The sequence below is a fragment of the Mycobacterium innocens genome (assembly GCF_900566055.1).
GTDB classification, from domain to species: Bacteria; Actinomycetota; Actinomycetes; order Mycobacteriales; family Mycobacteriaceae; genus Mycobacterium; species Mycobacterium innocens.
The window spans coordinates 33,326-51,425 of sequence record NZ_UPHQ01000276.1; the positions used below are offsets into that span (position 1 = coordinate 33,326).

Below are 18,100 nucleotides of genomic sequence, written 5' to 3' on the forward strand. Positions count from 1 at the left end.
TCGCGGGTTCGAGGCCCCGACGCACGCGGTGGTCACAGTTTCGGCGACATAAATGCAGTCTCATCACAAGGCGACCAGCACACTTGTGCCGATGACGGCCCCGTCGGCGGCCAGCGCCTCGAGTTGGTAGTAACCGTCCGGGCCTCCCGTCTGCGGGATCGACGTGTCGTAGCCGGACCAGGCGACGGTGGTCCGAGGCGTCAACGTGTTGCTTTCCCGGCCGTGCAGTAACCGCCATCGATTCACCCTGGTGGCGCCGTTCCAGACGGCGTGTGCGGTATCGCCGGCGAAGGTCAGTTGCGGGGGTTCGACGGGATTGCCGGGCCACTCGTCGAGGAACGCCCGATAGGTACCGCCGGGCAGGCTGGCGTCGAACACCATCTCACCACCCACGGTGAACTCGGAGATGTGTTCGGCGGTGCCCCATCCGGCGAAGGCGTTGCCACCCGGGAGCTGTTGCAGGTTACCCATGGCCCCCACGCTGAGATCTCCCGGGTGCCGCTGGGCCCGGACCAGGCTCGCCCGGCCGGCGGCGACATCCAGGTGGATCCATTTCAGGCTGGTCGGCACGACACCATCGCCCATGTGCCCCTGACTGCCCTCGTAGTGGTTGTCGAATAACGTGATCGTGGCGGCATCGGACATCTCCACGTCGTGCTGGTAGGCGAATTCGACGCCGTCGCCGAGGGCGAACGTGGACCGCTTACCACCCAGTCGCCAGTTGATGGCGCCGGTGCGGTAATCGACGTTGAAGACCGTGGAGAGGGCGCGCATGCTGATCACCAGGTTGCCCGCCGGGTCCAGCGCGATCGAGTTCATGTGGTACACGTCGAGCGTTTGACCGGCGGTGTATTTTGCCGGCGAATCGCTGATCGGGATGTGGCTCAACGCATCCCACCGGAACAACGTCTGTTTCGTGGCTAGGTCGACCACCGAGGCGGTGCAGTTGTAGACCCGGCCGTCCCTGGGTCCGCCGATGGCCGTCAGGTCGGCCGCGACCTCCGGGTAGGACGTGATCAGGGCGCGGCCGTCCGGGGTGAGCCGGAATTCGTGCATGTCCGACGACAACTCGCCGCCGGGCGTCAGCGTACTGATCACGTTGTAATGTTCATCGGCGATATAGCTGGCGCCGAGCCCGTGGCCCCATTGCTTGCGGCCCTGCCACCACGTCAGCACCGGCTTTCCCCGGTAGCGCTGGACCCGGAGGTTGCCCGCGGTCTCCCCGGCCGGAAGTTCGCGCTGCCACACCACATGTCCGGCTTTGTCGGCGACGACCAGCACACAGGGGCGCGACACGTTCCCGAGATGGGCCGCCGTGGTTCCGGAGACAAAGAATACGAAGCCGGGCGCCCCGCCGGGTTTGTTGACGTTGACCGTGTACCCCAGCGATTGCGGCGAGACGGCCGATGCCGCGGGGTTCGCGGACTTGTGCCCGCGGGTACCGACGGCGATCAGCCCGCCCGCGAGAATGGCGCCCGTGGCGACACCGAGTTGTCGCCGCGAGATCCGCAATTCGCGTGTCATCGAACTCGTTTCGACGTGCACATCACGCTGAGCGTCACACTCCTTGGAGAGCGCTACTTCCGGCGGCCGGTCGCTGTGGTTATACACCAGATTCAATGGGCGGGCAGCGTGATTCGTCTGCACCCAGCCGGCAATTCCGCGCGAGGTTTCGCCGTCGCCGACGCGGTCAATATCTAGTGCGGGTCGGGCAAACCGCGGGGAAAGACGGTGGGGGCCATGCGCAGGCTGACACGAAATATGACCTTTACGGCAGCAATCATTTTGGCAACGTGCCCGGGGGCGGCGATCACGGTCGCCACCGCGGCGGCCAATCCCGGCTTGAGCGGCGCCACCAGGGTGGCGTTGGGTGCAGCCATGCGGCAATGCGATTACAGCCGCACCTCGGTGGCGCCCATGCTGCCGGCGGTTTCACCCCCTACCGGGACCGGCTCCGCGCTCATCCGCCGAGGGGGATCGCAGGTGGTCGCCGAGGTACAGCTGGTCAACCCCGCGCAGCCGGGGATGCATTACGACGTCGGCCTTATCCAGGCGCCCCGCCCATCTACAGCCCCGTGCGGTCCCGGGGCCCCGGGCACCGCTTTCACCGGCCTTGACCTCGATGCGGGCGGGACCGGGACGGTGACCATTCAGGACACGGTGCGCCAGGGTACGACCGGGGTGTGGGTAATTGTCGAGCGTCCCAACGGCAATTCCCAAGACCCCGCCGAGTTCTATACCTCCGAGTTCCTGGTGCCCATGTAGGCGAGGCGGCCGCTTACGGCTCACCGGCTGACAAAAAAGGGGGGCCGCAAACCAGCGGGGACTTCGGTCCCTACCGCGGCAGGTCGTCGCATGATGCGATTCAAGGTGATTCGTCAATGGCGTCGGATGGAGGTACGGCCATGAACGTCTCACCTGATTCGCAGACCCGAACCCGTATGTTCTCCCGGGTGCTCGGTCCTTTCCTGGTGATCGTCGATGTGACGGCTGTGGTACGAGCCTCCGATATGGCGAACCTGCTGTCACAATTCGAGGCGAATTCGCTGTGGACCTGGGTGACCGGGGCTTTCGTCTTGCTGTTCGGCTTGGTGATGGTGGCCGGTCACCAGTGCTGGCGCGGTGCCGCGGCGATCATCGTGTCCCTGCTGGGCTGGCTCGTCACATTGCGCGGGCTGTTGCTGTTGGCCTTTCCCAGGGCCTTCGTATCGGTCGCCAACAGCATGATCGGGGCGCAGGGCGTGTGGGTGAGCTTGTGCGTCGTTTTTGCGCTGGTAGGGCTGTATCTGACCTACGTCGGCTGGGCGCCGACGCCCAGCCGGCCGACCCAGCACGCGGCGACGGGAAGGCCGGATCTGCCACGCGCCGGGTGAGCGGGCCCCGGTATCACCGCAGGGCGCTCAGGAAAAAACCGTGCGCAACAGATTGGGGATCGTCGGCCTGGCGGCGACGGCGGTGATCGTCGCCGCGGTCGGATGCGCTGTGCCCAATGGGAGCACGGCGGCCGAGTCGTCCGGCACGACCGCGCCGCGACCACTGACGGCGGATCATCGGTGGTGGAAGAAGACGTCGTGGTCAGGCTCGACACTGCCCAGCCGGACCAGCCGGTAGGTGTGCACTTCGGCCGCCATGCGGCCATCTACCTGCTGGAACGCGACGATCCTCAGTTCGCCGCGTGGTTGGCGGTGCTGCAACGAAGCCTGGACGAGGGGACGCCCGTTCGGTTCGCCTACGCGGTGGCGGGGCCACGGCTCACCCTGGTCGAGCCCGCGGATTAGCGCTGCGCTGGATTCCGTTGTGACGCAAGCTGTTTATCGCCACTGAAGCGGCCGGCCGGGGCGGAGCCGCGTCCCGGAAGTATAGACATATATAAAACCTATGTAATAGGGTCGCGGGATGAGCGAATACCTGCTGGAGGCCGTGGACCGGCTGCCGTTCTCGACACCGGAAAAAGCCGGCCGCTACCGCACCGAGAACTACCAGGGCGCCACCGATCTCAACTGGTACCTCACCGATCCCACGCTGCAGTTCACCATGGCGTACTACCTGGCGCCCGACGAACTGGGGGTCGCCGAGCCGCATTTGACCCGCATCGGTGCGCTGATGGGCGGCCCGGTAACGCGTTGGGCCGAGGAAACCGACCGCAACCCCCCGCAGCTGGAACGCTACGACCGGTGGGGCCACGACATCAGCCGGGTGGTGATGCCGGAATCGTTCACCCAGTCCAAGCGGGCCATTCTGGACGCCCAGCAAGCCTTGCGCGACGACTCCAAGCGGACCGGCGTGAGCCCGTCGCTGCCGCTGTTCGCTTCCAACTATCTGCTCAACCAAGCCGACATCGGGATGGCCTGCGCGCTGGGCACCGGCGGCAACATGGTGCGGTCACTGGTAACGGCCTACGCGCCCCCCGACGTACGCGACTACGTCCTGGGAAAACTCAACTCCGGCGAGTGGGACGGCGAGGCGGCTCAGCTGATGACCGAGCGCACCGGCGGCTCCGACCTGGGCGCGCTCGAGACGACCGCGACACGCTGTGGCGACGCCTGGCTGTTGAACGGCTTCAAATGGTTTGCGTCTAATTGCGCCGGTGAGGCTTTTGTGGTGCTGGCCAAACCCGAGGGCGCCCCCGACTCGACGCGGGGGGTGGCCTCCTTCCTGGTGTTGCGGGCACGGCGGGATGGCTCCCGCAACGGCGTGCGCGTCCGGCGGCTGAAGGACAAGTTGGGTACCCGCTCGGTCGCCTCCGGCGAGATCGAGTTCGTCGACGCCGAGGCCTTTCTGCTGTCCGGCGAACCACAGGCTGACTCCGGGCCGGCCGACGGCAAGGGGCTCGGGCGCATGATGGAACTGACCAACAAGTTACGGCTGGGCACCGCCTCGTTCGCCGTCGGCAACGCGCGCCGCGCCCTGGTCGAGTCGCTGTGCTATACCCGCCAGCGGCGCGCGTTCGGCGAGGCGTTGATCGACAAACCGCTGATCCGGCGCAAACTGGCCGAGATGATCGTCGACGTCGAAGCCGCGCTGGCGCTGATTTTCGACGGCACCGGAGCCACCAACCACCGTCAGCCGCAAACGATCCGGCAACGCATCGCCGTGCCGGTGACCAAACTGCGGGTGTGCCGGCTCGGGCTCACCGCCGCGTCCGATGCGGTCGAGATGCACGGCGGTAACGGCTACATCGAGACCTGGCCGGTGGCCCGGATCTTGCGGGACGCGCAGGTCAACACCATCTGGGAGGGCTCCGACAACATCCTTTGCCTCGACGTGCGGCGGGGCATGGAACAGTCGCGGGCGCACGAGCCGTTGCTGGCCCGGATGCGCGATGCGGTCTCGGTGTCCGACGACGGCGAGACCACGCGCCTGGTATCGCGGCGCATCGAGGACCTCGATGCGGCGATCACGGCCTGGACGAAGCTGGACCGGAGGGTGGCCGAGGCGCGACTGTTCCCGCTGGCCCAATTCATGGGCGATGTCTATGCCGGGGCGTTGCTCACCGAGCAGGCGGCGTGGGAGCGGGCCACCCGCGGCGCCGACCGCAAGGCGCTCGTGGCCCGGCTATACGCGCAGCGGTATCTGGCCGATCGCGGCCCGCTGCGCGGGATCGACACCGAATCCGTCGAAGCGCTGCAGCGCTTCGACGAGCTCGTGGCGGGGGCGCTCACTCTGTAGCGCGAGCAGTCGCAAAAGCCCCGCGACACGCCGGTCGACGGGCGCTTTTGCGACTGCTCGCGCTACCTGGCTACACCGGGATCAGCCCGTGCTTGCGGCCCAACCGTTGCCATTGCTGCTTGTCTCGCAACAAGTGCATCGATCGGCGCAGCAGCAGCCGGGTTTCGTGCGGGTCGATGACTGCGTCGATAAACCCGCGCTCGGCGGCGATCCATGGAATCGCCATGTTGAGGTTGTAGTTCTCGATGAAAGACTTGCGAATTGCCTGCGCTTCCGGCGCATTGGGGTCCGGGAAGCGCTTCATCAGCAGCTGCGCGGCCCCCTCGGCGCCGATCACCGCGATGCGCGCGGTGGGCCAGGCGAAGTTGAAGTCGGCGGTCAGCTGCCGGGAGCCCATCACCGCGTACGCGCCGCCGTAGGACTTGCGAACAGTGATGGTCACCTTCGGCACGTCGGCCTCGACCACGGAGTACAGGAACCGGCCGCCGCGCTTGATGATGCCCCGCTTCTCCTCCTCGGCGCCCGGCAGAAATCCGGGGGTGTCCACCACGAACACCAGCGGGATCTGGAATGAATCACAGAACCTGATGAACCGCGCCGCCTTGTCGGAAGCCTCGTTGTCGATGGCCCCGGACATGTGCATGGGCTGGTTGGCGATCACGCCCACCGGACGCCCGTCGACCCGGGCGTACCCGGTGATGATGGCCGGCCCGTGCTGCGCGGCGACGTCCAGGAAGTCGCCGTCGTCGAAGATGCGCATCAGGATCTCGTGCATGTCGTAGGCCGCATTGTCGGAGTCCGGGACGATCGAATCCAGCTCCAGGTCGGTCGGGGTGATCCCCGGTTCCAGTCCGGGATTGATGACCGGCGGCTTGCCGAAGCAGTTGGACGGCAGGAACGACAGGAATTCGCGCACGTACTGGAACGCCTCGGCTTCGGAGTTCACCACGTGGTGGATGTTGCCGTAGCGGGCCTGCGCGTCGGAGCCGCCGAGTTCGTCGAGGGTGACGTCCTCGCCGGTGACCTCCCGGATCACGTCAGGTCCGGTGACGAAGAAGTAGCCCTGGTCACGCACCGAGACCAGCAGGTCGTCCTGAATCGGCGAATAGACCGCTCCCCCGGCGCACTTGCCGAAGATGAGGGAGATCTGCGGCACCACCCCGGACAGCGCCTCGTGGCGTTGGCCCAGCTCGGCATACCATGCCAACGACGTGACGGCGTCCTGGATGCGGGCCCCGCCGGAGTCCTGGATGCCGACGATCGGGCAGCCGACCATCGCGCACCACTCCATCAGCCGGGCCACCTTGCGGCCGAACATCTCCCCGACGGTGCCGCCGAACACCGTCTGGTCGTGGGAGAACACCCCGACCGGGCGGCCGTTGATGAGCCCGTGCCCGGTCACCACCCCGTCGCCGTAGAGCGCGTTGGGGTCGCCCGGAGTGCGGCACAACGCCCCGATTTCGAAGAAGGTGCCCGGGTCCACCAGGTCGTAGACGCGGGCGCGGGCACTCGGGATGCCCTTCTTGTCGCGCTTGGCGGCGGCCTTCTCACCGCCGGGCTCCTTGGCCAGCTCCAGCTTTTCGCGTAGTTCGGCCAGCAGCTCGGCGGTGGTCTTCGTGCTCACTTAGGGGCCCTCTGTTCAGCCTCGACGTTGTCTAACGCGCGGCTCATGTGCTCACCCACCTTGGCGATGATCGGCTCGTCGATGGCCTGGATGTGCTCGCCGCCGATCGGCACGACCTCGAGGTCGGAGACGTATTCGCCCCACCCGCCGTCCGGCTGGCGAACGGCATATCGCGGCTCGAACATGATCGCGTCGTCATGGTAGCGGTCGGCCATGTAGAGGGTGACATGCCCGTCGTACGGCTGGATCTGCGCGGTGTCGATCGCCCGGTTGTCCAGGTACGACGTGCGCTGGTGCTCGATGATCCCGGCCGGGATCTGCACACCCGACTCCCGGACGGCGTCGAGCACCAACCGGACCTGGCCCTCGTCGTCGAGCTCCTCGAGCTGCTCGTACGGGATCGCCGGGATGGTGACGTTGAAGGTCTTCTCGGCGAAACGGGCATAGCGGTCCCAGCGCTTGCGGATCTCCTCCTTGGTCTGGGGGATCTCCTCGCCGGCCCGCACCGCATCGATCAGGCCCACGAATCGGACGTCCTTGCCGAGCCGCTTGAGCCCGATCGCGCACGCGTAGGCCAGCACCCCGCCCAGCGACCAGCCGACCAGGATGTAGGGCCCGTCGCCCTGCATCTCGATCAGCTTCGGGACATATTGGGCGGCACGCTCTTCGATCGACCCCTCGACCCGCTCGAAGCCGTACATCGGGGCGTCGGCCGGCAACCGGTTGAGCAATGGCTCGTAGACCACGGTCGACCCGCCGGCCGGGTGGAACACGAACACCGGCGGCTTGGTGCTGCCCTCCGGCCGGGCCCGCAGCGTGCGCACGAACCCGTCGATCTGCCCGGCCTCCAGGTAGCCGCGCACCTTGTCGGCCAGTGCCTCGATGTTCTCCGACGTCAGCACATCCTCGGCGGTGATCGGGCCTTCGGCGCGCTCGGAGAGCCGCTGCGCCATCTTGGCCGCCTTGTCGTCGTCCAACTTGGGCAGCGGGTTGAAGATGCCGCCCGGCGACTTGCCGGTGACGATCGCCCAGGTGGCGAAGGTGACCCGCTCGGCGGCATCGCGCGGCGGCACGTCGGAGTTGAGTGCCTTGGCGACCGCTTCCTGATTGAGCGCCTCAGCGGCACCCTTGAGATTCGGCTGTCCGTTACCCGACGGGCCAGAAGGATCGGCGGGCGGCGGCGGTACCGGAATGTCCGAAGCGGGTGCGCCCTGGGCTTCCGGTGCGGCTTGCGGATCAGGCACCGGTGCAGTCACCGTGGAAACCGTTGCACCACTGATCAATTCAGCCTGCGCCCGGGCAATCTCCTCAGCGGTCTGCGTCTTCTGGTACTCGCTGAGCTGCTCGACCTCGTCGCGGTGCTGGACCGCGTATTCGATCAGCTTCTCGACGGCGTAGAGGTTGGCGTCGCGCACCGCCGTCAACTGGATCGGGGGCAGGTCGAAGTCGTACTCGACGCGGTTCTTGATCCGCACCGCCATCAGCGAGTCGAGCCCGAGCTCGATCAGCGGCACCTCCCACGGCAGGTCCTCGGGCTCGTAACCCATGGCCGACCCGACGATCATGCCGAGCCGATCGGCGATCGTCTCACCGGAATCCGGCGACCATCTGCCCATGTCGGACGGCAGATAGCGATTGGTCAGGCTGTCGGTCAGCGTGTCAGCCTCCGGCTCGACAGGTGCTTCAGGCACCACCGGCGCCGCAGCGGCGATCGCCGCGCCCGCCCCAACCTGGACCGGCAACACCGCTTCGGAACCGGTCCGGGCCACCAGGGCGTCGTAGACCAGCGTGAACGATTCGTCGATGCGAGCGTGCACCTGGACGGAGGCCCCGCCCGGATGCCGGGTCATGGTGGTCACCAGCCGGGCACCCTCGGCGGGCACCGCACGCTGCTCGGCGGCCGTCAGCTGGGCGTCGGTAAGCACTTGCGCCGAAGCGGCTCTCACCAAAGCCGCGAGGTCCGCCTGGCCGTCTCGCGGGGCGTACTCCCACACGTGGCGGCCATCCGGCAGCGCGACATGGTTGCCCGGCATGATCACCGAGGCGTCGCCGGAGAAGTGTGCGTCGAGCCAGTGCTCCTTGCGCTTGAAGCGGGTCGGCGGGATGTTCGCAAAATCTTCGGGGCCCTTGGCACGGCTGAATAGCGTCCAGATGTCGAGGTCGTGGCCGTACACATAGAGCTGGGCCATGGTCGAGATCATCGACTCGACCTCGTCCTGCTTACGGGCCAGTGTCGGGATCAGCTGGGCGTCATGCAGACCGGCGGCGGCCGTGGTCAGGCCCACCTGCATCAGCGCCACCGGGTTGGGTGCCAGCTCCAGGAATGTGGTGTGCCCGCTGTCGACGGCGTTGCGGATCCCGTGGGTGAAGTAGACGGAATGCCGCAGCCCCTTCTTCCAGTATTCGACGTCGTGGATGGGCTCGCTGCCCGGCTTGATGTAGCTGCCCTCGTGCACCGTCGAGTAGACCCCGCAGGTGGGGCTCATCGCCTTGATGCCCTGCAGCTCCGCGGCCAGCTCGCCCAGCAGCGGATCCATCTGCTGAGTGTGGCTGGCGCCCTTGGTCTGAAACTTACGGGCGAACTTGCCCTCGGCCTCCGCGCGGGCGATGATCGCGTCCACCTGCTCGGGCGGGCCGCCGATCACGGTCTGGGTGGGTGCGGCGTAGACGCACACCTCAAGATCAGGAAAGTCGGAGAACACCGTCTTGATCTCGTCGGCGGAGTACTCCACCAGCGCCATCAACCGGATGTACTCCCCGAACAGCATCGCCTCGCCCTCACCCATCAGGTGCGAGCGCGAGCAGATGGTGCGGGTGGCGTCGCGCAGCGACAGACCGCCGGCGAAATACGCCGACGCCGCCTCACCCAGCGACTGTCCGACCACCGCGGCCGGCTTGGCGCCGTGGTGCTTGAGCAGCTCACCGAGGGCGATCTGGATCGCGAAGATGGTGACCTGGGTGGTCTCGATGCCGTAGTCCTGCGAGTCGTCGAGGATCAGCTCCAGCACCGAATACCCGAGTTCGTCCTGGACCAGCGCGTCGACCTTCTCGATCCACTCGGCGAACACCGGATTGCGCAGGTAGAGGCTCTTGCCCATCTTGCGGTGCTGGGCACCGAAACCGGCGAGCACCCAGACCGGGCCGTTGGTCACCGGCCCGTCGACGCTGAACACGTTCGGCGCCTGCTTGCCCGCGGCGACGGCCCGTAGCCCCTTGATCGCTTCCTCGTGATCGTGGGCCAGCACCACCGCGCGGGAGCGGCCGTGGTTGCGCCGCGACAGCGACCGGCCGATGGACTCCAGCGACGACGCCTGCCCTTCGGCGCCTTCCATCCAGTCGGCCAGCTCGGCGGCCGCGGCCTTCTTGCGGGAGGTCAGGAACGCCGACACTGCCAGCGGGATCAACGGCGGGCTAGCCTCTTGTGCCGCAAGCTCTTCCAGCGCGGCCTGCTTGAGCCGCAGCGCTTCCTCGGTGACGCCCGGCAGTTCGGGCTCTTCTTCGGCCCCGCTAACTCCCAACGCTGTGTCGGTGATGATGTTGCCGAAGTCGTCGAACCGCAGCGCGTGGCCTTCCAGCGCGGGCGCCTCGGACGGTGCCGCCTCGGCGGGCGTCGCCGGCTCGGGCTCCGGTTCACGCGCCTCTTTCTCCACCACGTCGCGCGGTAACACCTCACGCACGACCACGTGCGCGTTGGCGCCGCCGAAGCCGAAGCTCGACACCCCGGCGACGGCGTACCCGCCGTACCGCGGCCAGTCGGTCACCGTGTCGATCACCTTCAGCCGCATCGCGTCGAAGTCGATGTAGGGGCTGGGCCCGGCGAAGTTGATCGACGGCGGCAGCTTGTCGTGCTGCAGGGCGAGCACCACCTTGGCCATGCTGGCCGCACCGGCCGCCGACTCCAGGTGTCCGACATTGGTTTTCACCGCGCCGAGCAGCGCCGGCCGCTCGGCGGGACGGCCCTTGCCGACGACCCGGCCCAGCGCCTCGGCCTCGATCGGGTCACCGAGGACGGTCCCGGTGCCGTGCGCCTCGATGTAGTCGACGGTGCGCGGGTCGATGCCGGCGTCCTTGTAGGCCCGCCGCAGCACGTCGGCCTGGGCGTCCTGGTTGGGCGCGATCAGGCCGTTCGACCGGCCGTCGTGGTTGACCGCGCTGCCGGCGATCACGGCCAGGATCTGGTCGCCGTCGCGGCGGGCGTCGTCGACCCGCTTGAGCACCAGCATCCCGCCGCCCTCGGAGCGGGTGTAGCCGTCGGCGTCCGAGGAGAACGACTTGATCCGGCCGTCGGGGGCCAGCACCTGTCCGATCTCGTCGAAACCCAGCGTGACCACGGGCGTGATCAAGGCATTGACCCCACCGGCCACCGCGACGTCGCATTCGCCGTTGCGCAGGGCCTGCACCGCCTGATGGGTGGCCACCAGTGAACTCGAGCATGCGGTGTCGACCGCGACCGAAGGGCCGCGGAAGTCATAGAAGTACGACACCCGGTTGGCGATGATCGAGGTGGCGGTGCCGGTGATCGCGTACGGGTGGGCGACCGTGGGATCGGATACCGCCAGGAAGCTGTAGTCGTTGTTGGAGACACCGACGTACACGCCGACGGCCCCGCCGCGCAGGCTCGATGCCGGGATGCGGGCGTGTTCGAGCGCCTCCCAGGTCAGCTCCAGCGCCATCCGCTGCTGCGGGTCGATGTTGTCGGCCTCGGTCTTGGCCACCGCGAAGAACTCCGAGTCGAAGCCCTTGATGTCCTTCAGGTAGCCGCCACGGGTACGCGCGTTGGCGACCCGCTTGGCCAGGCGCGGCTCTTCGAGGAATTCCGTCCAGCGGCCTTCGGGCAGGTCGGTGATGGCGTCGCGGCCATCCAGCAGCGCCTGCCAGGTTTCGTCGGGTGTGTTCATGTCGCCGGGCAGCCGGGTGGACAAGCCCACGATCGCGATGTCGACCCGCTCGGCGGGACCGTTGCGGCTCCAGTCGGTGACGTCGATGCCGTCGTCGGCCCTTTCGGGTTCGCCTTCGACGATCCGGGTGGCCAGCGACTCGATGGTCGGATGCTGGAAGGCCACCGCGACCGACAGCGTGACGCCGGTCAGGTCTTCGATGTCGGCCGCCATCGCCACGGCATCGCGCGACGACAAGCCCAACTCCACCATCGGCACCGACTCGTCGATCGAGTCCGGCGACTTGCCGACCGCGTTGCCCACCCAGTTGCGCAGCCACTGCCGCATCTCGGGGACCGTGATCTCGGTCCTGTTGGCGGGCGGGTTCTCCGGGTCGTTCGCCTGGGATACGTCTATGTCAGCCATGGGTACCTTTGTGGTTCTGGGGCTCAGGATTCGGTGGCAAACGCCGTCGGGGAAGCGACGCCGCTGCGCAGGCTGCCGTCGAGGTAGGCAGCTCGGCACGCGCGCCGTCCGATCTTGCCGCTGGAGGTCCGGGGAATCGTGCCGGCCGATACCAACAGCAGATCCCGCACAGTCACCCCATGTCCGACGGCGATGGCGGCACGGATGTCGTCGGCGATGGGCTGGTACTCCAGTTTGTGCGTACCGGCAGCGCGTTCGGCGACGATCACCAGCTGCTCGGAGGTGTCCTCGGGGTCGAACTTCAGCCCGGCGTGCGGGTCGTCGAACACCTTCTGCGGTAACTGGTTGGCGGGCACCGAGAAGGCGGCCACGTAGCCGACGCGCAAGGCCTTGTTCGACTCCTGCGCGGTGAACTCCAGGTCCTGCGGGTAGTGGTTGCGGCCGTCGATGATGACCAGGTCCTTGATCCGGCCCGCTATATAGAGGTGTCCCTTGAAGTAGGTGCCGTAGTCGCCGGTGCGTACCCACAGTCCGTCGTCGGGGGCCCCCTCGGCGTGCGACTCGCTGATCCGCGACTTCAGGATGTTGCGGAATATCTGAGCGGATTCTTCTTCCTTGCCCCAGTAGCCGATGCCCAGGTTGTTGCCGTGCAGCCAGATTTCGCCGATTTGCCCGTCCGGCAACTCACTGGCGGTGTCTGGGTCGACGATAACGGCCCATTCGTCGACGCCGACCTTGCCGGCCGAAACCTGCGCGACGGCGTTCGGCGCGTCGGCGGGCACCTCGACGAAACGCTGCTTGTTCAGCTCGTCGCGGTCGACGTGGATGACGGTCGGCGGCTCGTTGGGCGCGGTAGTCGAGACGAACAGCGTCGCCTCGGCCAGACCGTAGGACGGCTTGACCGCAGTCTCGGGCAGACCGTACGGCGCGAAGGCATTGAAGAATTTGCGCATCGACGCCGGCGACACCGGTTCGCTGCCGTTGAGGATGCCCTTGACGTTGCTCAGGTCCAATGGTGGCTCGTCGTCGCGGGGCAGACCGCGCACCGCCGCATGCTCGAAGGCAAAGTTCGGTGCGGCGGAGAATGTTCCCCCGGTTTCGCCGGGCTTACGAGCGAGTTCGCGAATCCAGCGGCCGGGCCGGCGCACGAATGCGGCCGGGGTCATGAAGGTGAAGCTGTGGCCCAGCACCGACGTCAGCAGCACGGTGATCAGGCCCATATCGTGGAAGAACGGCAGCCAACTGACACCACGGTCGCCTTCTTGCCCTTCCAGGGCATGGAGCACTTGCAGCACGTTGGTCGGCAGGTTCAGATGGGTGATCTGCACGCCGGTCGGGGTGCGGGTCGATCCGGAGGTGTACTGCAGATAGGCCGTGGTCGACTCGTTGGCGTCGGGCTCCTGCCACGTCGCGGCGACCTCGGTGGGAACCGCGTCGACGGCGATGACCCGGGGCCGCTCCTTTGCCGAGCGGCTGCGGATGAACTTGCGCACACCTTCGGCGGAGTCGGTGGTGGTCAGAATGGTCGACGGGGTGCAGTCGTCGAGTACCGCGTGCAAGCGGCCGACGTGACCTGGCTCGGCCGGGTCGAACAACGGCACCGCGATCCGGCCGGAGTACAGCGCGCCGAAGAAGGAGATCAGGTAGTCCAGGTTCTGTGGGCACAGGATGGCGATACGGTCGCCGGGCTGGGTGACCTGTTGCAGCCGGGCGCCGACGGCGCGGTTGCGCGCGCTGAACTCCGACCACAGGATGTCGCGTTCGATGCCGTCCCGTTCGGTGGAGAAGTCCAGGAACCGGTAGGCCAGCTTGTCGCCACGCACCTTCGCCCATTTTTCGACGTGCCGCACCAGATTGGTGTTCTCCGGGAACCGGATTCGTCCATTCACGATGAACGGGTTGTGGTACGCCATGCCGCCCTCTCCTGTCACAACACTGCTTGGTCGGCTACGCCGACAGGGTTTACATCGTGGTCGGCTCCGCCGACGAGTTACATCCGTGCGCGATCCAGCCCCTGAGCGGCGCGAACACTCGCGGGCGCGCCGATCGTTGCCAGCTACGACCCCACAGGGTCATCCACATGCTCTTAAATTTCTCTTAATGTTAAGGGCCATGAAGCGTCAGACCAAATCACAAGGTACCGCTGATCCCATTACGATCAGGGCACTCGCGGCTGTGTCCCGGTGCCCCAATCCGCAAGCACCCGGGTGCTGCGGTGCCTGGCGCGTCCCCGCCCGCCGTGTTCGGGCCACCCGTCCCATCTCAGCCGTGTTTGGGATGCGGCGCCTTGTCGACGAGGTCACGCGCCCAGTTCAACGTCCATTGCGTAGCCGGCTGCCCGTCGGAGTTCCAGAATTCGGGGGTGGCGTACATCGCGTGGACCGGTTGGCCGGCCCCGCCGGCCAACGTGTTGAGGGTGGTCGGCAGGTTGGCGGGACTGAACGCCTCCTGCGGGGCGGCGCAAATCAGATCGCCCTGGGCACAGATCTCGTTGGTGCGACTGTCGAGCGCGCCGAAACCGCCCGGGCGTGCCCCCGTCATCGTCAAGCCGAGCCCGGACAGCACCGGCACCTCATGCAGGGTGACCTCGGCGCCCTCACCCGGCGGGCTGGGCGGGATGTCGTTGCCCACCCCCGGCTGGCGACGGCCATCGGCGATCAGCGTCACGCCCAGCACCAGGTCGTCATCGACCGACCCGCGGCCGTTGCCGATATCGCTGGCGACATCGCCGGCAATCACCGCCCCCTGCGAGAAACCGACGACCACATAGCTGGTCAACGGACACTTGTTATTCATGTCCGTCATGGCCTGCACCATCGCGCGGGTGCCCTCCGCCCGGCTTTCGTTGTAGGACATTTGACCGTCGGAAGTGAGCGGATTGTGGAACTGTGCGGTGTAGGGAACCGTGTACGTCTGCACCCGCGATCCGGGGAACTGCTGGGAGATCGGCCCGGTCACACTGAGTAGCAACGCCTTCGGGAACTGCATCGGGTCGAGCGGGTTGTCCTGCGGTGACGACTCCCAGGTGCCGGGTACGGCGATCAACTGCACGTCCGGGCAAGACGCATCCTGGAAGGCGGGCCGGGGCTTGCGTGGGTGAGAGGTGGTGGGACCCGGGGTCAGCACCCCGGGCGGTACTGCGCTGGGCGGTGCTTCCTGGCGGCGCAGCATGACCACGCCGGCGACGATGACCAGCGCGACGACCGACGCCAGGGCACCGGCCGCAACCCAGGCGAGGATTCGTTGGCGGCGTCTTCTGCGCCGGGAGTTGGTAGCCATGTTCTCCTGCTAGCAGCATCGGTAAGTCTGAGTACAGTGTGCGGTCGGCGGCGGTGTCGCGCATACTCGCCGCCCGAGCCGGCTGAAGTCACCCACACCGCGTCGGAACACGGTGGCGCCGCCCTCTGCTGCACCCCATACACGGTACCGGCTGGTGACGAAGTTCCGTCCCGGACGATGTCTGCGCCGCGCGTCCCCGGTGCGGCTAGGTGGATCCGCCCGTCGGCTCGCTAGCGGATCGCGCCGACGATATCGCCGGACATGGCGCCCAGCTGTGCCGACCACGAGCCCCAGCCGTTGTCGCCGCCGCCCGGGAAGTCGAAGTGACCGTTGTGCCCGCCGACGTTGCGATACTGCTGGTAGAACGACCTACTGTCACCCATCGCCGCGCCGGCCTGACCGATCATGGCGGCAGGATCACTGGCACCCAGGTTGGTCGGGCTCCATACCCACACCCGGGTGTTGTTCTGCGCCAGCAGAGCGACATGCACGCACGGGTCGTGCCACTTCCACCGGCCCAGCTGTGGGGCACCCCACATGCCGTTGCCGTCCACACCGCCGAACTCCTGCAGACCGGCGAGGATCGCGCCGTTGGTGGTGGTGCTCGACGGGTACAGAAACCCGGACAGCGATCCGGCGAAGCCGAATCGGTCCGGGTGGAACGCGGCCAGGGCCATTGCGCCATAGCCGCCCTGAGATGCGCCGACGGCGGCGTGACCACCGGGTGCCAGGCCCTTGTTGGCCGCCAGCCAATCGGGAAGCTCACTGGATAGGAAGGTTTCCCACTGCTTGCTGCCGTCCTGTTCCCAGTTGGTGTACATACTGTAGGCACCGCCGGCCGGGGCAACCACCGAGATTCCCTTGCCGGCCAGGGTGTTCATCGCGTTACCCGCGGTAACCCAGTTGCTGACATCCGGGCCGGCGTTGAAGGCATCCAGCAGGTACACCGCGTGCGGGCCGCTGCCCAGGAACGCGACCGGGATATCGCGGCCCATGGCGCCGGACGGCACCATCAGGGTCTCGTAGGGGGCGGCTTTGGCCGTGCCCGACGATCCTGCAGCCGCGGTGACACCGCCCAACGCGATCGACAGCGCCGCAACGCAGAGCAGCCGTAGCAACACCGACAGACCCCTCATGTCCACCTCCATCGTGTATCGCTGCGTGATGCCCGCAGCGCCCGACCCTGCGGCGGGTTCGAGGCATGCCCCGGCCCGCAAGGTAGCTAACCACACGGCACACAACCGGATAAAGGGGAGATAACGCAGAAATAACCAACGGCGGCGACCCCGAAGGGTCGCCGCCGTTGAATGCGGGTTATCGGACGCCGTTGCGGCGCCCAGGGCGTCTAGGTGCCCTGCGTGGTGCCGTTGCCGCCGCCGCCGGGTGTCGCGCCCAGCGTGTTCTGCAGATCCGGCTTCATGGCGTTGAGCTGCGCGCCCCAGTACTCCCAGCTGTGCGTGCCGTTGTCGTCGAAGTTCCACACGGCATTGTGCCCACCGGCCGCGTTGTAGGCGGTCTGGAACTTCAAGTTGCTGGTCCGCACGAAGCCCTCGAGGAACTTGGCGGGCAGGTTGTCGCCACCCAGGTCGGACGGCTTGCCGTTGCCGCAGTACACCCAGATGCGGGTGTTGTTGGCGACGAGCTTGCCCACCTGCAGCGTCGGGTCGTTGCGCTGCCACGCCGGGTCATCCTTCGGACCCCACATGTCGGAGGACTTGTAGCCGCCCGCGTCGCCCATGGCCAGACCGATCAGCGACGGCCCCATCGCCTGCGAGGGGTCCAGTAGCGCCGACAGCGATCCGGCGTAGATGAACTGCGCCGGGTGGTACGCGGCCAGGATCAACGCCGACGAGCCAGCCATCGACAGACCCACCGCAGCGCTGCCGGTCGGCTTGACCTGGCGGTTGGCCGACAGGTATTGCGGCAATTCGCTGGTCAGGAAGGTCTCCCACTTGTAGGTGGTGCAGCCGGCCTTACCGCAGGCCGGGTTGTACCAGTCCGAGTAGAAGCTGGACTGCCCGCCGACCGGCATGACCACCGAGAGACCCGACTGGTAGTACCACTCGAACGCCGGGGTGTTGATGTCCCAGCCGTTGAAGTCCTCCTGGGCGCGCATACCGTCCAGCAGATACACCGCCGGCGAGTTCGCCCCACCACTCTGGAACTGGACCTTGATGTCGCGGCCCATGGCCGCCGAGGGCACCTGCAGGTATTCCACCGGCAGGCCCGGCCGCGAGAACGCACTCGCGATCGCCGAACCGCCAGTGACGTCAATGACACCGACCAGACCCGACAGCAGGGCCGCACCAACGGCTCCCACCATGAGTCGGCGCGGCATACCCGTCACGGCGCCACGAAACCTGTCAACAAGCTTCATCCTTGCTTCCTCATCCTCAATCTTTTAGGCGCATCCGGTGGATAGGGCGCATCCTCAACTACGTCAGACTGCGCGCGCTCGGCGTCGCAGTGCCCGTGTAGTCAACCACAACCTGGGGTCGGTTCTCTCATCGAGCACCGCGCCGAAAGCGTTACCGGGCCGCAATTCCGGATGATTTTCGCGCCGGATGCAGCGGCCCGAGATCTCGTTTCCGCATGTGCCCGGGGTTTGGTGGTCGCTGGTGGCGGCTCAAATGTGATGTTGCTGTCAGTCTCGCCTCAAACCGCGGGACGCGCGTCGCGGACGCCCGATCGCAATTGGGCCGAAATTCTTCGCGGCACGGCCCGC

The 18,100-nt window shown here is 67.1% G+C and carries 12 protein-coding genes; 4 read left to right on the plus strand and 8 right to left on the minus strand.

Translation table 11 applies throughout. From position 1 onward, the window contains the following. Positions 1 to 63: 63 nt before the first annotated feature. Positions 64 to 1,611 (minus strand): arylsulfotransferase family protein, encoded by a 1,548-nt coding sequence (locus tag EET03_RS26675; protein WP_244232565.1) that lies wholly within the window; start codon positions 1,609 to 1,611, stop codon positions 64 to 66. A gap of 86 nt (positions 1,612 to 1,697) precedes the next feature. Further along, positions 1,698 to 1,880, minus strand: coding sequence for a hypothetical protein (locus tag EET03_RS32060; protein WP_244232560.1), 183 nt, complete (start codon positions 1,878 to 1,880; stop codon positions 1,698 to 1,700). Here EET03_RS32060 and EET03_RS26680 point away from each other — a divergent pair. The 4 genes from EET03_RS26680 to EET03_RS26695 all read left to right on the plus strand — a co-directional run bounded on the left by EET03_RS26680 (position 1,879) and on the right by EET03_RS26695 (position 5,169). Continuing rightward, positions 1,879 to 2,265: a hypothetical protein gene (locus EET03_RS26680; RefSeq protein ID WP_244232561.1), complete on the plus strand. Its 387-nt coding sequence runs from the start codon at positions 1,879 to 1,881 to the stop codon at positions 2,263 to 2,265. The genes EET03_RS32060 and EET03_RS26680 overlap by 2 nt on opposite strands. A gap of 140 nt (positions 2,266 to 2,405) precedes the next feature. Continuing rightward, on the plus strand, positions 2,406 to 2,873 hold the full coding sequence (locus tag EET03_RS26685) for a hypothetical protein (protein ID WP_244232562.1): 468 nt from the start codon (positions 2,406 to 2,408) through the stop codon (positions 2,871 to 2,873). 102 nt (positions 2,874 to 2,975) lie between these two features. Continuing rightward, positions 2,976 to 3,278: a hypothetical protein gene (locus EET03_RS26690; RefSeq protein WP_075544624.1), complete on the plus strand. Its 303-nt coding sequence runs from the start codon at positions 2,976 to 2,978 to the stop codon at positions 3,276 to 3,278. Between the two features lie 118 nt (positions 3,279 to 3,396). Further along, positions 3,397 to 5,169, plus strand: coding sequence for an acyl-CoA dehydrogenase family protein (locus EET03_RS26695; RefSeq protein WP_075544625.1), 1,773 nt, complete (start codon positions 3,397 to 3,399; stop codon positions 5,167 to 5,169). Positions 5,170 to 5,239: 70 nt separating this feature from the next. Here the strand turns inward: EET03_RS26695 and EET03_RS26700 are convergent, their stop codons facing one another. The 6 genes from EET03_RS26700 to ag85A all read right to left on the minus strand — a co-directional run bounded on the left by EET03_RS26700 (position 5,240) and on the right by ag85A (position 17,752). Then, positions 5,240 to 6,793: an acyl-CoA carboxylase subunit beta gene (locus tag EET03_RS26700; protein WP_075544626.1), complete on the minus strand. Its 1,554-nt coding sequence runs from the start codon at positions 6,791 to 6,793 to the stop codon at positions 5,240 to 5,242. Then, positions 6,790 to 12,096, minus strand: a complete 5,307-nt coding sequence (gene pks13, locus EET03_RS26705) for a polyketide synthase Pks13 (protein WP_099193843.1) — start codon at positions 12,094 to 12,096, stop codon at positions 6,790 to 6,792. The genes EET03_RS26700 and pks13 overlap by 4 nt, the downstream gene beginning before the upstream one ends. Positions 12,097 to 12,119: 23 nt before the next feature. Then, positions 12,120 to 14,009, minus strand: coding sequence for a long-chain-fatty-acid--AMP ligase FadD32 (gene fadD32, locus EET03_RS26710; RefSeq protein ID WP_075544628.1), 1,890 nt, complete (start codon positions 14,007 to 14,009; stop codon positions 12,120 to 12,122). Positions 14,010 to 14,358: 349 nt separating this feature from the next. Continuing rightward, positions 14,359 to 15,375 (minus strand): carboxylesterase Culp6, encoded by a 1,017-nt coding sequence (gene culp6 / locus EET03_RS26720; protein ID WP_075544629.1) that lies wholly within the window; start codon positions 15,373 to 15,375, stop codon positions 14,359 to 14,361. 230 nt (positions 15,376 to 15,605) lie between these two features. Beyond that, positions 15,606 to 16,511 carry an esterase family protein gene (locus EET03_RS26725; RefSeq protein WP_075544653.1) on the minus strand — a complete coding sequence of 302 codons (906 nt, stop codon included), beginning with the start codon at positions 16,509 to 16,511 and terminating at the stop codon, positions 15,606 to 15,608. Positions 16,512 to 16,720: 209 nt separating this feature from the next. Next, a complete protein-coding gene (gene ag85A, locus EET03_RS26730) occupies positions 16,721 to 17,752 on the minus strand; it encodes a diacylglycerol acyltransferase/mycolyltransferase Ag85A (protein ID WP_063473049.1) in 1,032 nt (343 codons plus the stop codon). Between the last annotated feature and the right edge of the window lie 348 nt (positions 17,753 to 18,100).